We start from the raw sequence: 15,995 nt of genomic DNA on the forward strand, positions 1-15,995 counted from the left end.
AAGGGGGGAGATCAGATGTCGCCATGGCTTTCGCCAATCTCCAGCGTTGGAAGGTTGGCGGGACATCAACGCTGCCAATCTCCCCCCTTGCGGGGGAGATGTCCGGTAGGACAGAGGGGGGTGTGACGGATCGCGGCCTCTCTGATGGAGGCCGGCCTTGAGCGACCTCGTCCAGCTCTTCGACCGCGCCTTCCAACCGCTTCAAACGGCGGTTTCCACCCAGCGCATTCCCGGCGGCGTGCTCGGCGTTGTCGATCGTAACGGCAACCGCATCACCAGGGCAATCGGCTCGGCGCAACTCGTGCCGAAGCCCCGCCCCATGCAGGACAGCACCTGGTTCGACCTGGCATCCCTGACCAAAATCATCTTCACCACGCCGCGCATCCTGGCGCTGGCGGAAGACGGTGTCATCAATCTCGATGCGCCACTGGTCTCTGTGCTTCCGGACCTGCGCCAGTATGATGCCGAGGCCTGGGAACGGAAGGTGACGTTTCGCCAATGTCTTGGCCACCAGCCGCCGTTTCCGGCCGTCGAGCCAATCTACACTTATGGGCGCGATCCCGAGCTGCTGCGCGCCTTCATCCTGCAGCGCGAATGGCGGGCCCGCGATCCCGTCTACTCCGACATCAACTTCATCCTGCTCGGCTTCGCGCTGGAGCGGCTGTCGGGAAAGACGATCCGGGACATGGATCCCGGTCCGGGCTTTGCCTGGTCAACGGAGCCCGATGTCGCCGCAGCGACCGAGGACTGCACCTGGCGGCACCGAGTGCTGTCCGGCGAGGTGCACGATGACAATTGCTCGGCGCTGCAAGGTGCCGGGCATGCCGGCCTGTTCGGAACAGCCGCTTCCGTCCTCGATTTCGCGCAAGGGCTATTGGACGGCATCGGCGCCTCGGAGCGTTCAATCGCGCTGATGCGTGCGCCCTTGTCCGCCACCCGCACCCATGGCTGGGAGCGCCCCTATGAGGGCTGGTCCGGCGGGTCATTATGCAGCCCGGGAACCATCGGCCACACCGGTTTTACCGGCACCGGGCTGTGGATCGACTTCGACAGAGGCAAGGCCTGGACCTTGCTCACCAACCGGATCCATCCGACACGTCATTTCGACAGTGGAATCGTTTCGCTTCGGCAGGCGGTCGGCGATCTCGTCAATGGATTTTAGGAGCTAGATGATGGAACCAATCTGGGCCGTCGGCCTGATGACCGGCACCGTGCTCGACGGCAACATCGACGTCGCGCTGATCAAGACCGATGGCGAGCGGATCGAGGATTTCGGCACCTATCGGCTGATGCCTTATCCCCCGTCGATCCGCTCCCTGCTGGAAGAGACGCTGACGGCGGCGAGAGCCTGGAATTTCGTCGGGCCGGAGCCGGCGATTTTTCGCACCGCGGAGGAAGCCCTGACACGTGCCCAGTCGGCGGCGGTCAAGGAATTGGTCGAAAGCTATGGCATGACGATGGCCGATATCGGCGTCGTCGGTTTTCACGGCCAGACCGTGCTGCATCGTGCGCCGCAGGTTGGACGTCTCGGCCAGACCCGGCAGCTCGGCGACGGCGAGCTGATGCACGCCCTGTTGGGCACCAAGGTTGCCTACGATTTCCGCTCGGCCGACATGCGCGCCGGCGGGCAAGGCGCGCCCTTGGCCGCTGCCTATCACACCGCGCTGATGCGCAGCGCCGGCGCCAGTGGCGAGGTGGCGGTGCTCAATCTCGGCGGCGTCGCCAACGTCACCTGGTGGGATGGCGCCGACAATGTCATTGCCTTCGACACCGGCCCCGCCAACGCGCCGCTGAACGATTTCATCAAATCGAAAGGGCTCGGCGAAATGGACCGCGACGGCGCGCTCGGCCGTGCGGGAACGGTCGATGAGGCCCGGCTCGCCAAGCTGTTGCAGCACCCCTATCTCAGCAAAGCCTATCCCAAATCGCTGGACCGCTTCGACTTCGGCGCCGCAATGGCGGATGGCCTGGACACCGAGGATGGCGCGGCCCTGCTTACCGCCTTCACCGCCGACGCTGTCGGCAAGGCGCTCGACCTTTTGCCAAGCCGGCCGAAGAAACTGGTCGTCAGCGGTGGCGGCCGCCACAACCCGACAATGATGGCAATGCTGGCCAGCCGCGCCGGTGTCGAGGTGGTGCAGGCCGAAAGCCTCGGCTGGAGCGGCGACGCGGTGGAAGCGGAGTGCTTTGCCTTCCTCGCGGTTCGCGTGCTGCGCGGCCTGCCGATCAGTTTTCCAAGCACCACCGGCGCACCGCAACCGATGCGCGGCGGAAAACTTGCTGGCTGATCAGGAAACCAATTTCTTCCTCAGAAAGATGCGGCTACGGCCGACAGGGAAATCGGCAAGCGTTCCAAAGGGTTCGTATCCCTGACGCTGATAGACCGTGGCGGCATTCGGGTTGAAGGTATCGATCCAGGCGTTCTGGCAGCCGCGCGCCACCGACTCCTGTTCGGCGGCATCCAGCATTGTGCCGGCCATGTGCTGGCCGCGCAGCCGCTCATCGACCCACAGCCACTGCACGTAAAGCCAGCCCCAGGAGGTGTAGCCTGAAATGCCGGCGACGACCGTGCCGTCCTCGTCGCGCACGAACACCGCGAGCGCCTTCCTTTCGGACGCGCCGACATCGCCGTCGTTGAACGCCGTCAGCCGTTCGCCGAGGAAGGCGAGTTCTTCCGGCAAGGGATTTGCCGTCGTTTCAAGTGTCGTTTTCATGGATCTTTCCGAGATGGGCGGCTGGGTAGGAACGCAGCGTTACGAAGGGCGGCACATTTGCGCAATGTCTATACCTGTCCGCGAACAGGGTGCGGCTCCGCATCGCCTCCGTTGCGAAATTCGGACGCGGCAATGCCGTAGCGCTTGAGCTTGTCGTAGAACGTCTTGCGCGGCACGCCGAGCGCGTCGATGGCGCTGCGCACATCGCCGCCATGGTCGCGCAATGCGTCGCGGATCAGTTGCGCCTCGTAGTGGCCGACCCGTTCGGGCAGTGTTGCCTCTGGCTCCGGCACGTGTGCGGACACCGCCCTCACCTCATCCTCCGGTCCGAGACCGAGCGCGACGCGGTCGGCAAAATGCGCGAGTTCACGCACATTGCCCGGCCAGGCGTGCGACTGGAGATGGTCGCTGACCGCCGCGTTCACCTTGGCGACAGGCCGGCCGAACCGTTCCGAAGCCTTGCCGAGGAAATGCCCAAACAGCATCGGAATATCGCCGCGTCGTTCGCGCAAAGGCGGAATGCGCAGCGTCACGACGTTGAGGCGAAAATAGAGGTCCTCGCGAAAATCGCCGCGCTGGTCCGGCCGGCCGAGATCGACCTTCGTTGCCGCAACGACTCTGAGGTCGACGCGCCTGATATCGTTCGAGCCAAGCGGGGTGAGGCTGCGCGTTTCGAGCACCCGCAGCAGCTTGACCTGGAGCGCCGGCGGCATGGATTCGATCTCGTCGAGAAAAAGCGTGCCGCCGCTGGCATGCTCGATGCGGCCGATCCGTCGCCGCTGCGCGCCGGTGAACGCGCCCACCTCGTGGCCGAACAGTTCGCTTTCTATGACGGTCTCCGGCAGCGCCCCGCAATTCAGCGCCACGAAGGGTTTTGCGCGGCGCCGGCCCCATCTGTGCAGCAGGTCCGCCACCACTTCCTTGCCGGTTCCCGTCTCCCCTTCCACCAGCACGTCGACATCCATGTCGGCGATCTGGCGCAAGGTCTCGCGCAGGCGCCGGATGGCCGGCGCTTCGCCGATCAGCGGCAGACCGTCGGCGGCCAGTGCCGCGGCTTCGCGCAGCCGCCGGTTCTCCATCACCAGACGCCGCTTCTCCGATGCCCGCTTCAGCGCCTCGATAAGGCGATCGCCGGCATAGGGTTTCGGGATGAAATCGTAGACGCCGTCTTTGAGCGCGGCCACAGCGAGATCGACGTCGCCATGGCCGGTGACCAGGATCACCGGTATGTCGGGGTCGATCGCCTTGATACGATCGAACAGCTGCAGCCCGTTCATGCCCGGCATGCGGATGTCGCTGACGACAACGCCTTCGAAATTCCTGTCGACGACGGCCAGTGCTGCCTCGGCGGCGTCGAGCGCGGCCACGGTGAAGCCGGCAAGCTCGAGCAATTGCGTTGTGGCATGAAGCAGGTCCGCGTCATCCTCGACGAGCGCGACCAGCCCTGATCCCTGAATCATTCTATTCGCCTCAGATCGATGGTGAAGGAGGCGCCGCTGGCGCTGCCGGGGGCGCTGGCGCTGCCGGGATCGAGCCGCAGCGTGCCGCCCAATTCCTGGGCGATCTCCTGCGAGATCACCAGCCCGAGGCCAAGCCCCTTCTCCTTGGTGGTCTGGAACGGCATGAACAGATTGCCGGCCGCTTCCGGCCCGAGACCGGGGCCGTTGTCGCGCACTGAAATCAGCACCCGGTCGTCGCGCTCGGCAAGTTCGATCTCGATGCGGGGATCGGGCTGGTCCTTCATGGCGTCCAGCGCATTCTGCAGCAAATTGACCAGGATCTGCTCCAGCCGGATGCGGCTCGCCATGACCGCCGGCGACACGTTGCCGCGCGGCTTGACGATGGTCACGCCGGAATCGCGGATACGCCCCGACAGCAACGACAGCGCGCCGTCGATCGCCTCGCGCACCGGCAGCGGCGAGGCAGCAGTGCCGGGCCGGCGGGCGAAAGTGCGCAAGGTGCTGGTGATCGCGCCTATGCGTTCGGTCATCGAAACGATCGACGTCAGATTGCCACTGGCCGGTTCGGTCTTGCCGCTGTCGAGAAAGCGGCCGGCATTCTCGGCATAGGTGCGGATCGCGGCGACCGGCTGATTGATCTCATGCGCCACGCCGGCGGCGATCTGGCCGAGAATGGACAGCCGGTTGGCCTGGGCGAGATCGTCGCGCAGCCGGCGGACCTTGGCCTCAGCATTTTCACGCTCGGCAATTTCGCCTGCAAGTGCGTTGTTGGAGCGCGTCAGCTCGGCCGTTCGCGTGCTGACCCTGCTCTCCAGTTCGGCATTCATGCGCGCCAGCGCTTCCTGCCTCAGCCGGCGCGTGCGCCGGCGCCGGGTCAGCACGTAGGCAAGCAGGCCCGTCAGCAACAGACCGAGCAGCGTGGTCAGGCGCGCCGTGTTGGCGGCGGAGGAGAGAGCAGCGTCGGCGGGCGTCAACAGCCAGAGACGCCAGCCTGGAACAGCACCGGGCAGGTCCTGCACCACCTCGACGAACTGGCGCAGCTTGCCGGCGCTGTCGATCGTCGCCAGGCCGTCACCGGCGCCGCGCCGCAGCGGCAGGGGTTCGAAGGCAGCATCGGCCAGTTGAAGCTGGTCATGGGCGGCGGCGGCGTCAGAGGGGGAGAGCGGTGCCAGGGCATGAAACCGCCAGTCGGGCTGGCTGGTGGCCAGCACCACGCCGCGTTCATCGGTGACGAAAACGAGAAAGCCGCTGGAGCGCCAATTGGCTTCGACGCGATCGAGTTCGACCTTCAACACCGTAACGCCAAGCGGCTTGCCGCCATCGTCGACGCGGCTGGCCAGGTAAAGGCCCGGTCTGCCGCTGATCGTGCCGAGGCCATATTGGCTGGCGGCGCCGTTCGCCATCGCCTCCTGGAAATAGTGCCGAAAATTATAGTCGATGCCGACAAAGCTGGCCGGTTCGCCGGCATTGCTGGCTGATATCGCGATGCCGGCTGTGTCGATGACATAGATGGCGGACGCCGAGGCATCGCCGGCAATCGCCTTGAGCTTGTCGTTGAGGGCCGCTTCTTGCATCTTTCCGGCTCGGCGCAGCGCGCCGCGCACCGCATCGTCGCGGGCCAGCACCAATGGAACCAGGCGCTGCTTTTCGATTTCGCCGGTCAGGGTTCCCGCCGCCAGCGGCAGAGCGGCAAGCGCTGTGTCGCGCAGATTGTCGGCAGCCTGGCCGGAGGCAATGCGCCCGGCGATGACGATCGCGCCGGCCAGGACGGCAAGGGCGACGACCACGACGAGCCAGCGGCCATTGCGCAGCCGGGCCACCGCCTCGCCCAGCAATTCGCGCCCGGCAAACCCTTGGGATTCGCTATCGGTGCCTGCTTGCGTCGTCTGCCCTCTCCCTTTTGCCCGCAACCTTGCGGCCAGTGTAATGCGAAAATCCGCCCAGGCAAACGCTGGCTGTGCGGAAATCCGCACAGGCATTGCCCGCGCGGCCTACGGCACAGGCGGAAATCCCGGGATTCCGGCCCTTCCCCGATCTGGCACGACGCTTGCAAAACTCCTGGCTAGCGGCGTGCGACCGGAGCGCCGCGATGGGAGAAGTCACGCAGGGCGGTCCGTTTTCGCCCATCCGGCCAGGGAGAGTTCGATGCACATCGCAGACCATTCAGGCGCGCTTGCCGCGCAGCGCAAACCTTTCTATGCCCAACTCTACGTGCAGGTGCTCGTCGCGATCACCGTCGGCATCCTGCTCGGCCATTTCTATCCGTCGGTCGGCGAGAGCATGAAGCCGCTCGGCGACGCCTTCATCAAGCTGGTCAAGATGATCATCGCCCCGGTCATCTTCCTGACCGTGACGACGGGCATTGCCGGCATGAGCGACCTGCAGAAGGTCGGGCGTGTCGCCGGCAAGGCGATGCTCTATTTCCTCACCTTCTCGACGCTGGCGCTGATCATCGGCCTTGTCGTGGCCAATGTCGTGCAGCCGGGCGCCGGCTTCAACATCGACCCGGCGACACTCGATGCCTCGACCGTCAACACCTACGCCGCCAAGGCGCACGACCAGTCGGTCACCGGCTTCATGATGAACATCATCCCGACGACGATCGTCGGCGCCTTCGCCGACGGCGACATCCTGCAGGTGCTGTTCTTCTCGGTGCTGTTCGGCATTGCGCTGGCGCTGGTCGGCGACAAGGGCACGCCCGTCCTCAACTTCCTGCAGGCGCTGACGACGCCGATCTTCAAGCTGGTCAGCGTGCTGATGAAGGCGGCACCCATCGGTGCCTTCGGCGCCATGGCCTTCACCATCGGCAAATACGGCATCGGCGCGGTCATCAATCTCGCCATGCTGGTCGGCACCTTCTACGTGACGTCGTTTCTGTTCGTGTTCGTCGTGCTGGGTGCTGTCTGCCGCTACAACGGTTTCTCGATCCTGGCGCTGATCCGCTACATCAAGGAAGAGCTGCTGCTGGTGCTGGGCACCTCCTCGTCCGAAGCCGCCCTGCCCTCGCTGATGGAAAAGATGGAGAAGGCCGGCGCCAAGCGCTCGGTGGTCGGTCTGGTCATCCCGACCGGCTATTCCTTCAACCTCGACGGCACCAACATCTACATGACGCTGGCGGCGCTGTTCATCGCGCAGGCGACCAACATCCATTTGTCGATCGGCGACCAGATCCTGCTGCTGCTGGTTGCCATGCTCTCGTCCAAGGGCGCCGCCGGCATCACCGGAGCCGGATTCATCACCCTTGCGGCGACGCTTTCGGTGGTTCCTGCGGTTCCCGTTGCCGGCATGGCGCTGATCCTCGGCGTCGACCGCTTCATGTCGGAATGCCGGGCGCTGACCAACTTCATCGGCAACGCCGTCGCCACACTGGTGGTGGCGCGCTGGGAAGGCGAGTTCGACGAGGCCAAGCTGGCGAGGGCCCTGGCAGGCACGGCCGATGACAGCCTGCCGGCGGACGTCGTTCCCGCCGAGTAGTCCACGGTCGCACAGCAATGCCAATGGCCGGACGCATCCTTGCGTCCGGCCATTTGTCATGTGTTGGCGATGTCAGACGGTGCTGGTTTTGACCAGAGGCGCCAGCGCCTTGCCGTCGGCTGCAAAGAGATGGCACCGAGACGGATCGGCCTGCAGCGTGATGGGGCTGTGCAGCGGGGTCATGTCAGTGCCTTCGGTCTGCACGACAAGCCTCGTCTTCTCGCCGATGTCGGCATGCAGAATGGTCAGACCGCCGAGCCGTTCGGCCAGCACCGCCTCGCCCTTGAACTGGCCCGCATCTGAAATGCGGATATGTTCCGGCCTTATGCCAAGCAGCAGCTCGCTGTTGGGCGCAAGCGCGCCGGCCTCGACCGGAACGACCACACTGGACCCACCCGGCAAGGCGACAGCAACGCCATCCGCGTTGGCCGAGAGAACCCGCACCGGCAGCATGTTCATCTTCGGCGAGCCGATAAAGCCGGCGACGAAGAGATTGGCCGGCCTGGCGTAGAGATCGAGCGGTGTGCCGACCTGCTCGATGGTGCCGGCATTGAGGACGACGATCTTGTCGGCCATGGTCATCGCCTCGGTCTAGTCGTGCGTGACATAGACGATGGTGGCGGCGAGCCGTTCGTGCAGCTGCATCAGCTCCAGCCGCATGTTGACGCGCAGTGCGGCGTCGAGGTTCGACAGCGGTTCGTCGAACAGGAAGACTTTCGGCTGGCGCACGATGGCGCGGCCAATGGCGACGCGCTGGCGCTGGCCGCCGGACAGTTCCTTCGGCCGCCGTTCGAGCAGATGCGACAGTTGCAGCACCTCGGCTGCCGCCTTGACCTTGGCGTCACGCTCGGCGACCGGCAGGCCGGCGATCTTCAGCGCGAAACCCATATTGTCGGCGACCGTCATATGCGGATAGAGCGCATAGGACTGGAACACCATGGCGAGGCCGCGTTCTGAAGGGTCGACCTCGTTGATGCGCGTGCCGTCAAGCATGAGTTCGCCGGCGGTGATCTTCTCGAGGCCGGCGATCATGCGCAGCAGCGTCGACTTTCCGCAGCCGGACGGGCCGACGAAGACGACAAACTCGCGGTTGCCGACATCGAGGTCGACGCCCTTGATGACCTCGGCATTGCCGTAGGACTTGCGCACGCCGCGTAGCTTGAGCTCAGCCATTGAAGTCCCTCCTCGTATCCGGATATGTGCTTGGGCCGACAGGCATGCGGGCGGCGATCGTGCCCACATCGTCGAACAGGACAAGGCTGGCGGCGCCGACGAGCCCGGCATGGCGGCCAAGCTGCGCCGGAACGACCGGCACGTCGCGATAGGCGCGCATGGCCCGCTGTCTGATGGTCGCCTCGATGGTCGGCAGCATCAGGTCGAGCCCATTGGCAATGCCGCCGCCGACGACCAGCACATCGGGCGAATAGAGATGCAACAGGTTGGTGAAGCCGACGCCCAGCCAGCGCGCTTCCTCGTCCAGCAAGGCCGAGGCAAGACCGTCCTGCAGCCGGGCCGCCTCGACGACATGGCGGCCGGTCACCTCCGCGTCCGCCGAGAGGCGCCGCAAGGCGGAGCCGTCGCCGGCGGCCGTGGCAGCGGTGGCGCGGCGGCCGAGCGCGGTTCCCGAGGCGATGGCCTCAAAGCAGCCTATGACGCCGCACATGCAGCGCTCGCCTTCATTGGTGATGGTCATATGGCCGATCTCGGCGGCAAGGCCACGGCGGCCATGCAGGATGCGCCCGTCGACGACAACACCGCCGCCGATGCCGGTGGAAACCGTGACGAAAACCAGCGAGCGCGCGCCATGACCGGCGCCGAAGCGCCATTCGCCGAGTGCCGCGGCATTGGCGTCGTTTTCCAGCCGCACCGGCAGGCCGAGCCGCCGCTCGAGGATATCGGCAAGCGGCACGTCCAGCCAGCCGGCGAGTGTCGGCGGGCCGACGGCGATGCCGGCCAGCGGATCGAGCGGTCCCGGCGCGCCGACGCCGACGCCGACGACAGAGAGTGCCGGTGCCTCGGCATGGACGGTCGCGGCCAGCGCCTCGATCTGGCCGATCACCACGTCGGGGCCGGCTTGCGCCTGCGTCGGCACCGCCGCGAATGCCAGGATCTTGCCTTCACGGTCGACCAGGGCGGCACGAAGCTCCGTCCCACCAAGATCGATCGCAAGGGCGGCTTCTATCGTCATGCCGCGACCTTCAGTCCGTGCAGCCAGCCGATGCGGCCGGCGAGATCCTTGTCGCCGAAGGCGAGCGAACCGAGAACCACGGTTTCGGCACCGGCGGCACACAGCAACGGCACCGTCTCGTGGCGAATGCCGCCGTCGGCCGCCAGGACCACTTCCGCCTCGCGGCCGGCCTTTCTCAGGATGGCGCGGGCAGCGCCCAGCCTGTCGCAGGCCTTGTCCGACAGGCTCTGTCCCTTGACGCCGATTGCGGTTCCCAGAAGCGTGACGAACGCGACCTCCGAGACGAAAGGCGTCACCGTCTCGACCGGCGTCTCCAGCCTGAGCACGACGCCGGCCTCGGCGCCGAGTTCGCGTGCCAGCCGAGCGGCGCGCAACCCCGCCTCGCCATTCTCGGCATGAACGCTGATCATGTCGGCGCCGGCCTCGATGAACTGGCGCGTCTGCGCCTCGACGATTGCTGCATCGACCATCAGATGGACATGGATGGGTTTCGCCGTCAGCCCCGCGATGCGGGCGACGAGATCGGGAAAGAACAGGAAGGACGGCGCAAAATGCCCGTCCGCAACATCGATGTGGTGAAGATCGACATAGGGCTCGATACGCCTGAGGTCGCTCTCGAAATTGGCGAGATTGGCCGACCACAGCGAGAATTCAGCGATCATGCGATCGCGCGGCAATGCGGCGATGGCGGCCGGGCCGGAGAGAGGTTTCGAGATCATGACTGGTCCTGTTTGTTGAAACGATCTTTGAGGAAGCTGCCGATGGCGGCGCGGATCTCGGCGAAATGCCGATCCTTGTCGGTGGGCTTCGGCGTCACTTCGGCAAAGGCGGCGTTGGGGATGGCGTCGGCAAGGCTGCGAGCGATGGCCAGCGGATGGACGAGATCGATGCCGCTGCCGACGACGAGGGCCGGGATTGCGAGTCCGGCAGCCTCTGCCTGAGTGACACCAGGTCCATCGTTTGCAATCGCTTGCATCACCTCGGCGAAGACGGCCGCGTTGTCGCGCGCGAAGAAGCCAAGCAGGGAAGCAAGATTGTCCGGCGCTTCGGTGCGAAAGCGGGCCGCTGTCGCCGAGGCCGCAAAGGCATCGCGCGCCTCTGCCAGTGGACGGTCGCGGATGAGCTCCGCCACTTCCACGTAAGGGCGCATGTTTTGCGGCGCCGCATCGAAAGCCCAGGCAGGGCGCACAAGGACGAGACCAGTGATCCGGTCCGGGTGCTTCGCTGCGAGCTGCAACGCGATGGCCGCGCCCATCGAGATGCCGCCGGCGACGAAACGGTCGAGGCCGGCCGCATCGGCGGCGGCCAGCACGTCATCGGCGAACATCGCGATCGAAAAGGGCCGTGTCGTGCCGGCGCCAGAGCCGCCCTGCGCGCGGCATTCGATGGTGAGCCGGCGGTATGACGGGCCATCGGGAAAGTTCTGCGCGACCTGTGCTGCGTCACCGCCGAGGCCATGCTGGAAGATGACGGGAAGCCTCCCCTGCCCCGTATCGAAGACACGAAGCGCTGCGTCGTCGCGAAGCAGGATCGCCGGCGTGGCGCCCATCAGAGGAGCCCTCGCAGAAAGGCGGCAACGCCGGGGGCTTCGTCGGCTGACAGGCCGTGGGTGACGAGTGACCCGTCGAAGCCCCCTGCCTTCAGCCGTGCAACAAAATCCGGAAAATCGACGATGCCTTGCCCTGATGTGGCAAAGCGGCCGTCACTATAGCGGTCCTTGGCGTGCGCCATGGCGATATGGCCGGCGGCCTCGTCGATGGCTGCGGCGACAATGGCACGCGCTTCGTCCGACGTCGCGTGTTCGAACAGGTTTGCCGGATCAAGCACGATCTTCAGATGCTTCGATCCCATCTCGGCGATCAGCCTGGTCGCGTCCCCGGCCGAGGTGACGATGTTGGCCTGTTCGGGCTCGATGCCGAGATCGACGCCGGCCTCTTCGGCAAGCGCCAGCGCCTTCTCCATCTCGGTGGCCATGTCGGACCAGGCTGCCGGCGTGGCATTGTCGGGATGATAGGCCCACTGATCGGCGGCGTTGCGCGAACCGGTGCAGAGTGTGACCAGCGGGATGTCCAGGGCAGCAGCAGTCTCGATGACGACAGCGAGACGCCGAAGGCCATCGTCGCGGACGCCCTTGTCGGGATGCGCCATGTTGTAGGTGCCCGACAGTGCTGCGAGCGAAACACCGGTCGATTGCGCGGCGGCGCGGATGGAAGCGACCGCATCTGCCGGCACGACATCCGGCATCGACGGCAGGCCGGCGCAGGTGAGGTTGAACTGCGTCGTCTCATATCCGGCCTGCTTCACCCCAGCCAGCACGGCTGCCGGCTCAATCCCCGGAAAAGTCTTGGCGAAGATGCCGAGACGCATCACACCGCTCCCGAAACCGAGGCGAGTTCGACCCGTTCACCGGTCTCGACCGAGCGGGCGATGGCGACCATGGCGCGGATCGAGGCGATGCCGTCCTCGACATTGGCGCCGCGCATCGGCGTGCCTTCCAGAACCGTTTGGGCAAGACCTTCCAGCTGGCGGCGGAAGAAATGACCGTCGGCGCCGAGCGGCTTGTGGGCGGTGGCGGTCTTCTCGTGAAAGATCTCGACCTCGCTGGCGCGGAAGTACCAGGGGTTGAATGTCTTGGCGATGACGGAGCCATTCTCGCCATAGAGCTGAAAACCTTCGTGCCAGTCCATCCGTACGGCGACGGTGAGGTCGAGATGGCCGAGCGCTCCGCTGGCGAACTCGGTCTCGACGAACCAGCAATAGGCGCCGAATTTCTCATTGAGCCGAGCACGCACGGCGACGATATCGCCGCACAGGAACCGCGCCGTATCGACGAGATGCGAGCCATGCGCCAACATGAAATACTGCCTGAGATCCGCCTTGGGATTGCCCGCGGGCTTCCTTGCGAGCTTGCTGGTGACAGGCAGCGGCTGCACCGCATCGGTGTTGGTGTAGCGATGGGTGGAATCACAATACCATGCCTTCAGCGCCAGCACCTCGCCGATCTCGTCGCGGACGAAGTCGCGCGCCGCCTCCAGCGCCGGGTCGAAGCGCTTCATGTGTCCGACTTGCAGCACCTTGCCCGAGCGCCTCACCGCCTCGGCCAGTGCCTCGCCTTCCTCGACCGAAGTGCCGATCGGCTTTTCGCACAGAACATGCTTGCCGGCGTTGAGCGCCCTGATCGACATCGGCACGTGATAGGCGTCCGAGGTGGCGACGATCACCGCTTCCAACTCGGGATCGGCGAGCATTGCCTCATAGTCGGAATACATTTTCTGCGGCTCGTAGGTGGCGCCCATGCGGGCGAGCAGGTCGGGTGCGGCGTCGCAGATGGCGTAGAGGTCGGCATTGGCGGCCTTCACGCAGGATTCCAGATGCGCGAACTGCGCGATGGGGCCGCAGCCGAGCACGCCGACCCTGAGGCGTCTGTCCTGTTTCTTGATCATCGTCTCGTTCTTCAGGCGCCGTAGCTGCGCATTGTCTGGCGGTTGGTCTTGACCGCGCCGGCGGGATCGGCAGCGGCCGTTTCGGATTCTTCCTCCAGCACCAGCCAGCCGTTGAAGCGTGGCGCGGTGTTGGCGATCTCGATGACTTCAGGCGTGTCGCAGACGCCCTTGCCCAGCATGGCCCAGGTGCCGTTGGCGTCGACATCCTTGAGGTGGATGTAGCGGATGCGGTCGCGGTGGGTGCGCAGCGTGTCGGCCATGTCCTTGTGGCCGCGCAGGATATGGCCGGTATCCGGCACCCAGCCGATCAGATCGGGGTCGAGCAAGGCAAAGATTGTGTCGTAGTCGGTGCGGTCGAAGAGCAGCGTGTTGTGGTGCGAACTTGGATGCACCGCGACCTGGACGCCGGCCTTGCGCCCGAGCTCGCCGGCTTTGTTGTAGATTTCGGCCGCGATGGCGAACTTGCCGTCGCGCGGACCGTCGGAGACCACCGTCGCAGAGCCCATCGACACCAGCGCACCAGGAAATGCGGAGGCGAAGTCTATCCAGCGCTTGGCGGTTTCGAGGTCGGCGCCGATCTCCTCTGCGAGGGTGAAACCGCTCTTCGACCCGAAGGCGAAGGAGACAAGAGTAAGGCCCGATGACTTCAGTGCCGCGGCGAATTGCGACGGCCTGTCGGCATAGCGGCCGATCATGGTGTCGGTGATCTCGATGCCTGAATAGCCGCCATCGGCAATTGCCTTCAAGAGATCGTCGGGGCCGCCGGTAAAGCGGTCGCCGAGCATTTCCCAGGTAAAGGTCTGGCAGCCGACTTTGAGGTCTTTCACGTTCATACTTTCATTCCTTGATACCGCTTATTGCTTGATGCCACTCTGCGTCGCCGTGGGAAGGACATCCTACTTGACCGAGCCCGCGGTCATGCCGGCGAGGAAGTACCTCTGGGCAACGAGGTAGATGAGCAAGAGCGGTAGCGAGCCGAGCACGCTCATCGCCATCATCTGGTTCCATTCGAAGGCGTGCTGCCCCATCAACAGCTGGATGCCGATCGGGACGGTGCGCATGGACGTCGACTTCGTCAGCGTCAGCGCAAAGAGAAATTCGTTCCAGCACAACAGGAAGGTGTACACCGACGTCGCCACGATACCAGGCAGTGAAATCGGGACGATCACCCGCCAAAGCGCTGTCCAACTGCTGCCGCCATCGACAGCCACGGCTTCATCGAGATCGCGGGGCAAAGTGTTCAGATATCCCGTCATCAGCAGGATCGCGTACGGCAGTGTAAACACCAGGTAAGTCAGGATCAGTGCGACGTAGGTATCGAAGATACCGTATGAGACGACAAGCCCGAAGAAGGGGATCAAAAGTGTGATCGGCGGAATCGTCTGCGTGCTGATGATGATTGTGTTCAGGCTGCCCTTGCCGCGGAAATTGAAGCGGCTGAACCCGTAGGCCGCCAGCAAGGCGATCAGCACCGTCAGCACGGTCACCGCTCCCGCCACGAAATAGCTGTTGAAGAAGAAGCGCACCTTTACCGGGTCGCCAAGGATGGCTGCATACGCTTCCAGCGTGAAGGCCTTTGGCAGGATGGTCGGTGGCAGGGCAAAGATTTCGGTGTTCGACTTGAACGAGCTGCTCAGCATCCAGTAGATCGGGAAGGCTGCGAAGAACAGTCCAGCCGCAAGAGCAACATGCAGCGCGACGGTGATCAGCTTGTCTTTGCCAGAGTTTCGTTTCCTCATGGTGACTACCGAGCCTTCTGATAACGGATGTAGAACAGCGTCAGGCCGAGAGAGATCAGCAGGATGACCACAGCGCTCGCCGACGCCTGTGACAGGTTGTAGCTCGAAAACGCCAGCTTGTACGTGTAGGTGCTGAGGACCTCGGTCGAGTAGATCGGGCCACCGCCCGTCGTTATCCAGATTAACGGGAAGACCTGCATGGTCCAGATGAAGTCGAGCAGCGAGATGCTGATGATGATCGGCATCAGCTGCGGGATGGTGATGAAGATCAGCTTTTGGTAGGCTTTTGCCCCGTCGATATCGGCGGCCTCGTAGAAATCCTTGGGAATGCCCTGCAAACCCGCGAGCAGGCTGACCATGAAGAGCGGATAACCCGCCCAGATATTGGCGAATGTGACGGCGTGCAGCGCGGTCTGAGGCGAGGAAAACCATTCGACCTTGGAACCGATGATGCCGATTTGCATGAGAATGCTATTCACGACACCGTTCGGCTCAAGCAGGAGGCGCCAGATCACGGCGATAATCACCGCGGTGAACAGCCAGGGCAGTATGTAGAGCACGCGCAGAATATTGCGCAGCGTCGGATTGATGCGGTCGCTGTTCAGCATGAGCGCGAAGGCCATGCCGATGGTCATGTGGAAAATGACACTCATGCACGTGAAGTAGAGCGTGTGCCACAGCGAAGCCCAGAACACGGGGTCGTCGAAGATCGCCTGGTAGTGTTTCAGTCCGGCAAAGGATGGGTCACGACGCAGCACCGCGCTGTTCTGGAACGAGTAGGCAATCACCGTCACCATCGGCAGCAGCATCAGAAGCCCGATTATGAGCAGCGAGGGCGACAGATAGAGGTACGGTGCGACCGCTCGTTTCAGCTTGTGGTGGGAGCGCTTTTGCCGGGTCATGTGCCAACCTTGGGATACGCCTTCAAGAGAAGGTAAGCTTCAAAAACAGGTTCATCTCAAATTGCCGATCCGTTG

14 protein-coding genes and 1 pseudogene are annotated in these 15,995 nt (G+C 64.4%); 3 read left to right on the forward strand and 12 right to left on the reverse strand.

All coding sequences use genetic code 11. The features are described 5' to 3' along the window. Nucleotides 1-157: 157 nt before the first annotated feature. Together FCU66_RS01940 and FCU66_RS01945 are read left to right on the forward strand one after the other, a co-directional pair. A complete protein-coding gene (locus tag FCU66_RS01940) occupies nucleotides 158-1,162 on the forward strand; it encodes a serine hydrolase domain-containing protein (RefSeq protein WP_136617528.1) in 1,005 nt (334 codons plus the stop codon). 10 nt (nucleotides 1,163-1,172) lie between these two features. After that, a complete protein-coding gene (locus FCU66_RS01945; RefSeq protein ID WP_136617529.1) occupies nucleotides 1,173-2,288 on the forward strand; it encodes an anhydro-N-acetylmuramic acid kinase in 1,116 nt (371 codons plus the stop codon). On the opposite strand, the gene FCU66_RS01950 is transcribed toward FCU66_RS01945, so the two are convergent. The 3 genes from FCU66_RS01950 to FCU66_RS01960 form a co-directional block, all read right to left on the reverse strand. Further along, nucleotides 2,289-2,714, reverse strand: coding sequence for a GNAT family N-acetyltransferase (locus FCU66_RS01950; protein WP_136617530.1), 426 nt, complete (start codon nucleotides 2,712-2,714; stop codon nucleotides 2,289-2,291). Between the two features lie 68 nt (nucleotides 2,715-2,782). Beyond that, nucleotides 2,783-4,174, reverse strand: a complete 1,392-nt coding sequence (locus FCU66_RS01955; RefSeq protein WP_136617531.1) for a sigma-54-dependent transcriptional regulator — start codon at nucleotides 4,172-4,174, stop codon at nucleotides 2,783-2,785. Further along, nucleotides 4,171-6,147: a sensor histidine kinase gene (locus FCU66_RS01960; RefSeq protein WP_136617532.1), complete on the reverse strand. Its 1,977-nt coding sequence runs from the start codon at nucleotides 6,145-6,147 to the stop codon at nucleotides 4,171-4,173. Before FCU66_RS01960 ends, FCU66_RS01955 begins: the two co-directional genes overlap by 4 nt. A gap of 172 nt (nucleotides 6,148-6,319) precedes the next feature. On the opposite strand from FCU66_RS01960, the gene FCU66_RS01965 reads away from it, so the two are divergent. Continuing rightward, the gene (locus FCU66_RS01965; protein WP_136617533.1) at nucleotides 6,320-7,648 is read left to right on the forward strand and encodes a dicarboxylate/amino acid:cation symporter; all 1,329 of its coding nucleotides are present in this window, start codon (nucleotides 6,320-6,322) and stop codon (nucleotides 7,646-7,648) included. 72 nt (nucleotides 7,649-7,720) lie between these two features. Here FCU66_RS01965 and FCU66_RS01970 read toward each other — a convergent pair. The 9 genes and pseudogenes from FCU66_RS01970 to FCU66_RS02010 all read right to left on the reverse strand — a co-directional run bounded on the left by FCU66_RS01970 (nucleotide 7,721) and on the right by FCU66_RS02010 (nucleotide 15,920). Then, nucleotides 7,721-8,821, reverse strand: a pseudogene (locus FCU66_RS01970) (ABC transporter ATP-binding protein). Then, the gene (locus tag FCU66_RS01975) at nucleotides 8,814-9,836 is read right to left on the reverse strand and encodes an ROK family protein (protein ID WP_136617534.1); all 1,023 of its coding nucleotides are present in this window, start codon (nucleotides 9,834-9,836) and stop codon (nucleotides 8,814-8,816) included. Before FCU66_RS01975 ends, FCU66_RS01970 begins: the two are co-directional and overlap by 8 nt. Further along, nucleotides 9,833-10,555, reverse strand: coding sequence for a ribulose-phosphate 3-epimerase (locus FCU66_RS01980; protein WP_136617535.1), 723 nt, complete (start codon nucleotides 10,553-10,555; stop codon nucleotides 9,833-9,835). Before FCU66_RS01980 ends, FCU66_RS01975 begins: the two co-directional genes overlap by 4 nt. Then, nucleotides 10,552-11,385, reverse strand: a complete 834-nt coding sequence (locus FCU66_RS01985; RefSeq protein WP_136617536.1) for an alpha/beta fold hydrolase — start codon at nucleotides 11,383-11,385, stop codon at nucleotides 10,552-10,554. Before FCU66_RS01985 ends, FCU66_RS01980 begins: the two co-directional genes overlap by 4 nt. Continuing rightward, nucleotides 11,385-12,203 (reverse strand): sugar phosphate isomerase/epimerase family protein, encoded by an 819-nt coding sequence (locus FCU66_RS01990; RefSeq protein WP_136617537.1) that lies wholly within the window; start codon nucleotides 12,201-12,203, stop codon nucleotides 11,385-11,387. The genes FCU66_RS01985 and FCU66_RS01990 overlap by 1 nt, the downstream gene beginning before the upstream one ends. Further along, nucleotides 12,203-13,279, reverse strand: a complete 1,077-nt coding sequence (locus FCU66_RS01995; RefSeq protein WP_136617538.1) for a Gfo/Idh/MocA family protein — start codon at nucleotides 13,277-13,279, stop codon at nucleotides 12,203-12,205. The genes FCU66_RS01990 and FCU66_RS01995 overlap by 1 nt, the downstream gene beginning before the upstream one ends. Nucleotides 13,280-13,290: 11 nt before the next feature. Continuing rightward, nucleotides 13,291-14,112: a sugar phosphate isomerase/epimerase family protein gene (locus FCU66_RS02000; RefSeq protein WP_136617539.1), complete on the reverse strand. Its 822-nt coding sequence runs from the start codon at nucleotides 14,110-14,112 to the stop codon at nucleotides 13,291-13,293. Nucleotides 14,113-14,175: 63 nt separating this feature from the next. Next, on the reverse strand, nucleotides 14,176-15,018 hold the full coding sequence (locus FCU66_RS02005) for a carbohydrate ABC transporter permease (RefSeq protein WP_136617540.1): 843 nt from the start codon (nucleotides 15,016-15,018) through the stop codon (nucleotides 14,176-14,178). Nucleotides 15,019-15,023: 5 nt separating this feature from the next. Further along, nucleotides 15,024-15,920, reverse strand: a complete 897-nt coding sequence (locus FCU66_RS02010; protein WP_109661869.1) for a carbohydrate ABC transporter permease — start codon at nucleotides 15,918-15,920, stop codon at nucleotides 15,024-15,026. Between the last annotated feature and the right edge of the window lie 75 nt (nucleotides 15,921-15,995).

Origin of the sequence: Mesorhizobium norvegicum (assembly GCF_004919685.1) — a bacterium.
Lineage (GTDB): Bacteria > Pseudomonadota > Alphaproteobacteria > Rhizobiales > Rhizobiaceae > Mesorhizobium > Mesorhizobium norvegicum.

Excerpts from the sequence above, each read along its gene's own strand:
- FCU66_RS01945 (WP_136617529.1), top strand. The coding sequence starts at position 1,173 with ATGGAACCAATCTGGGCCGTCGGCCTGATGACCGGCACCGTGCTCGAC.
- FCU66_RS01950 (WP_136617530.1), bottom strand. The coding sequence starts at position 2,714 with ATGAAAACGACACTTGAAACGACGGCAAATCCCTTGCCGGAAGAACTC.
- FCU66_RS01955 (WP_136617531.1), bottom strand. The coding sequence starts at position 4,174 with ATGATTCAGGGATCAGGGCTGGTCGCGCTCGTCGAGGATGACGCGGAC.
- FCU66_RS01965 (WP_136617533.1), top strand. The coding sequence starts at position 6,320 with ATGCACATCGCAGACCATTCAGGCGCGCTTGCCGCGCAGCGCAAACCT.
- FCU66_RS01975 (WP_136617534.1), bottom strand. The coding sequence starts at position 9,836 with ATGACGATAGAAGCCGCCCTTGCGATCGATCTTGGTGGGACGGAGCTT.
- FCU66_RS01980 (WP_136617535.1), bottom strand. The coding sequence starts at position 10,555 with ATGATCTCGAAACCTCTCTCCGGCCCGGCCGCCATCGCCGCATTGCCG.
- FCU66_RS01985 (WP_136617536.1), bottom strand. The coding sequence starts at position 11,385 with ATGGGCGCCACGCCGGCGATCCTGCTTCGCGACGACGCAGCGCTTCGT.
- FCU66_RS01990 (WP_136617537.1), bottom strand. The coding sequence starts at position 12,203 with ATGCGTCTCGGCATCTTCGCCAAGACTTTTCCGGGGATTGAGCCGGCA.
- FCU66_RS01995 (WP_136617538.1), bottom strand. The coding sequence starts at position 13,279 with ATGATCAAGAAACAGGACAGACGCCTCAGGGTCGGCGTGCTCGGCTGC.
- FCU66_RS02000 (WP_136617539.1), bottom strand. The coding sequence starts at position 14,112 with ATGAACGTGAAAGACCTCAAAGTCGGCTGCCAGACCTTTACCTGGGAA.
- FCU66_RS02005 (WP_136617540.1), bottom strand. The coding sequence starts at position 15,018 with ATGAGGAAACGAAACTCTGGCAAAGACAAGCTGATCACCGTCGCGCTG.
- FCU66_RS02010 (WP_109661869.1), bottom strand. The coding sequence starts at position 15,920 with ATGACCCGGCAAAAGCGCTCCCACCACAAGCTGAAACGAGCGGTCGCA.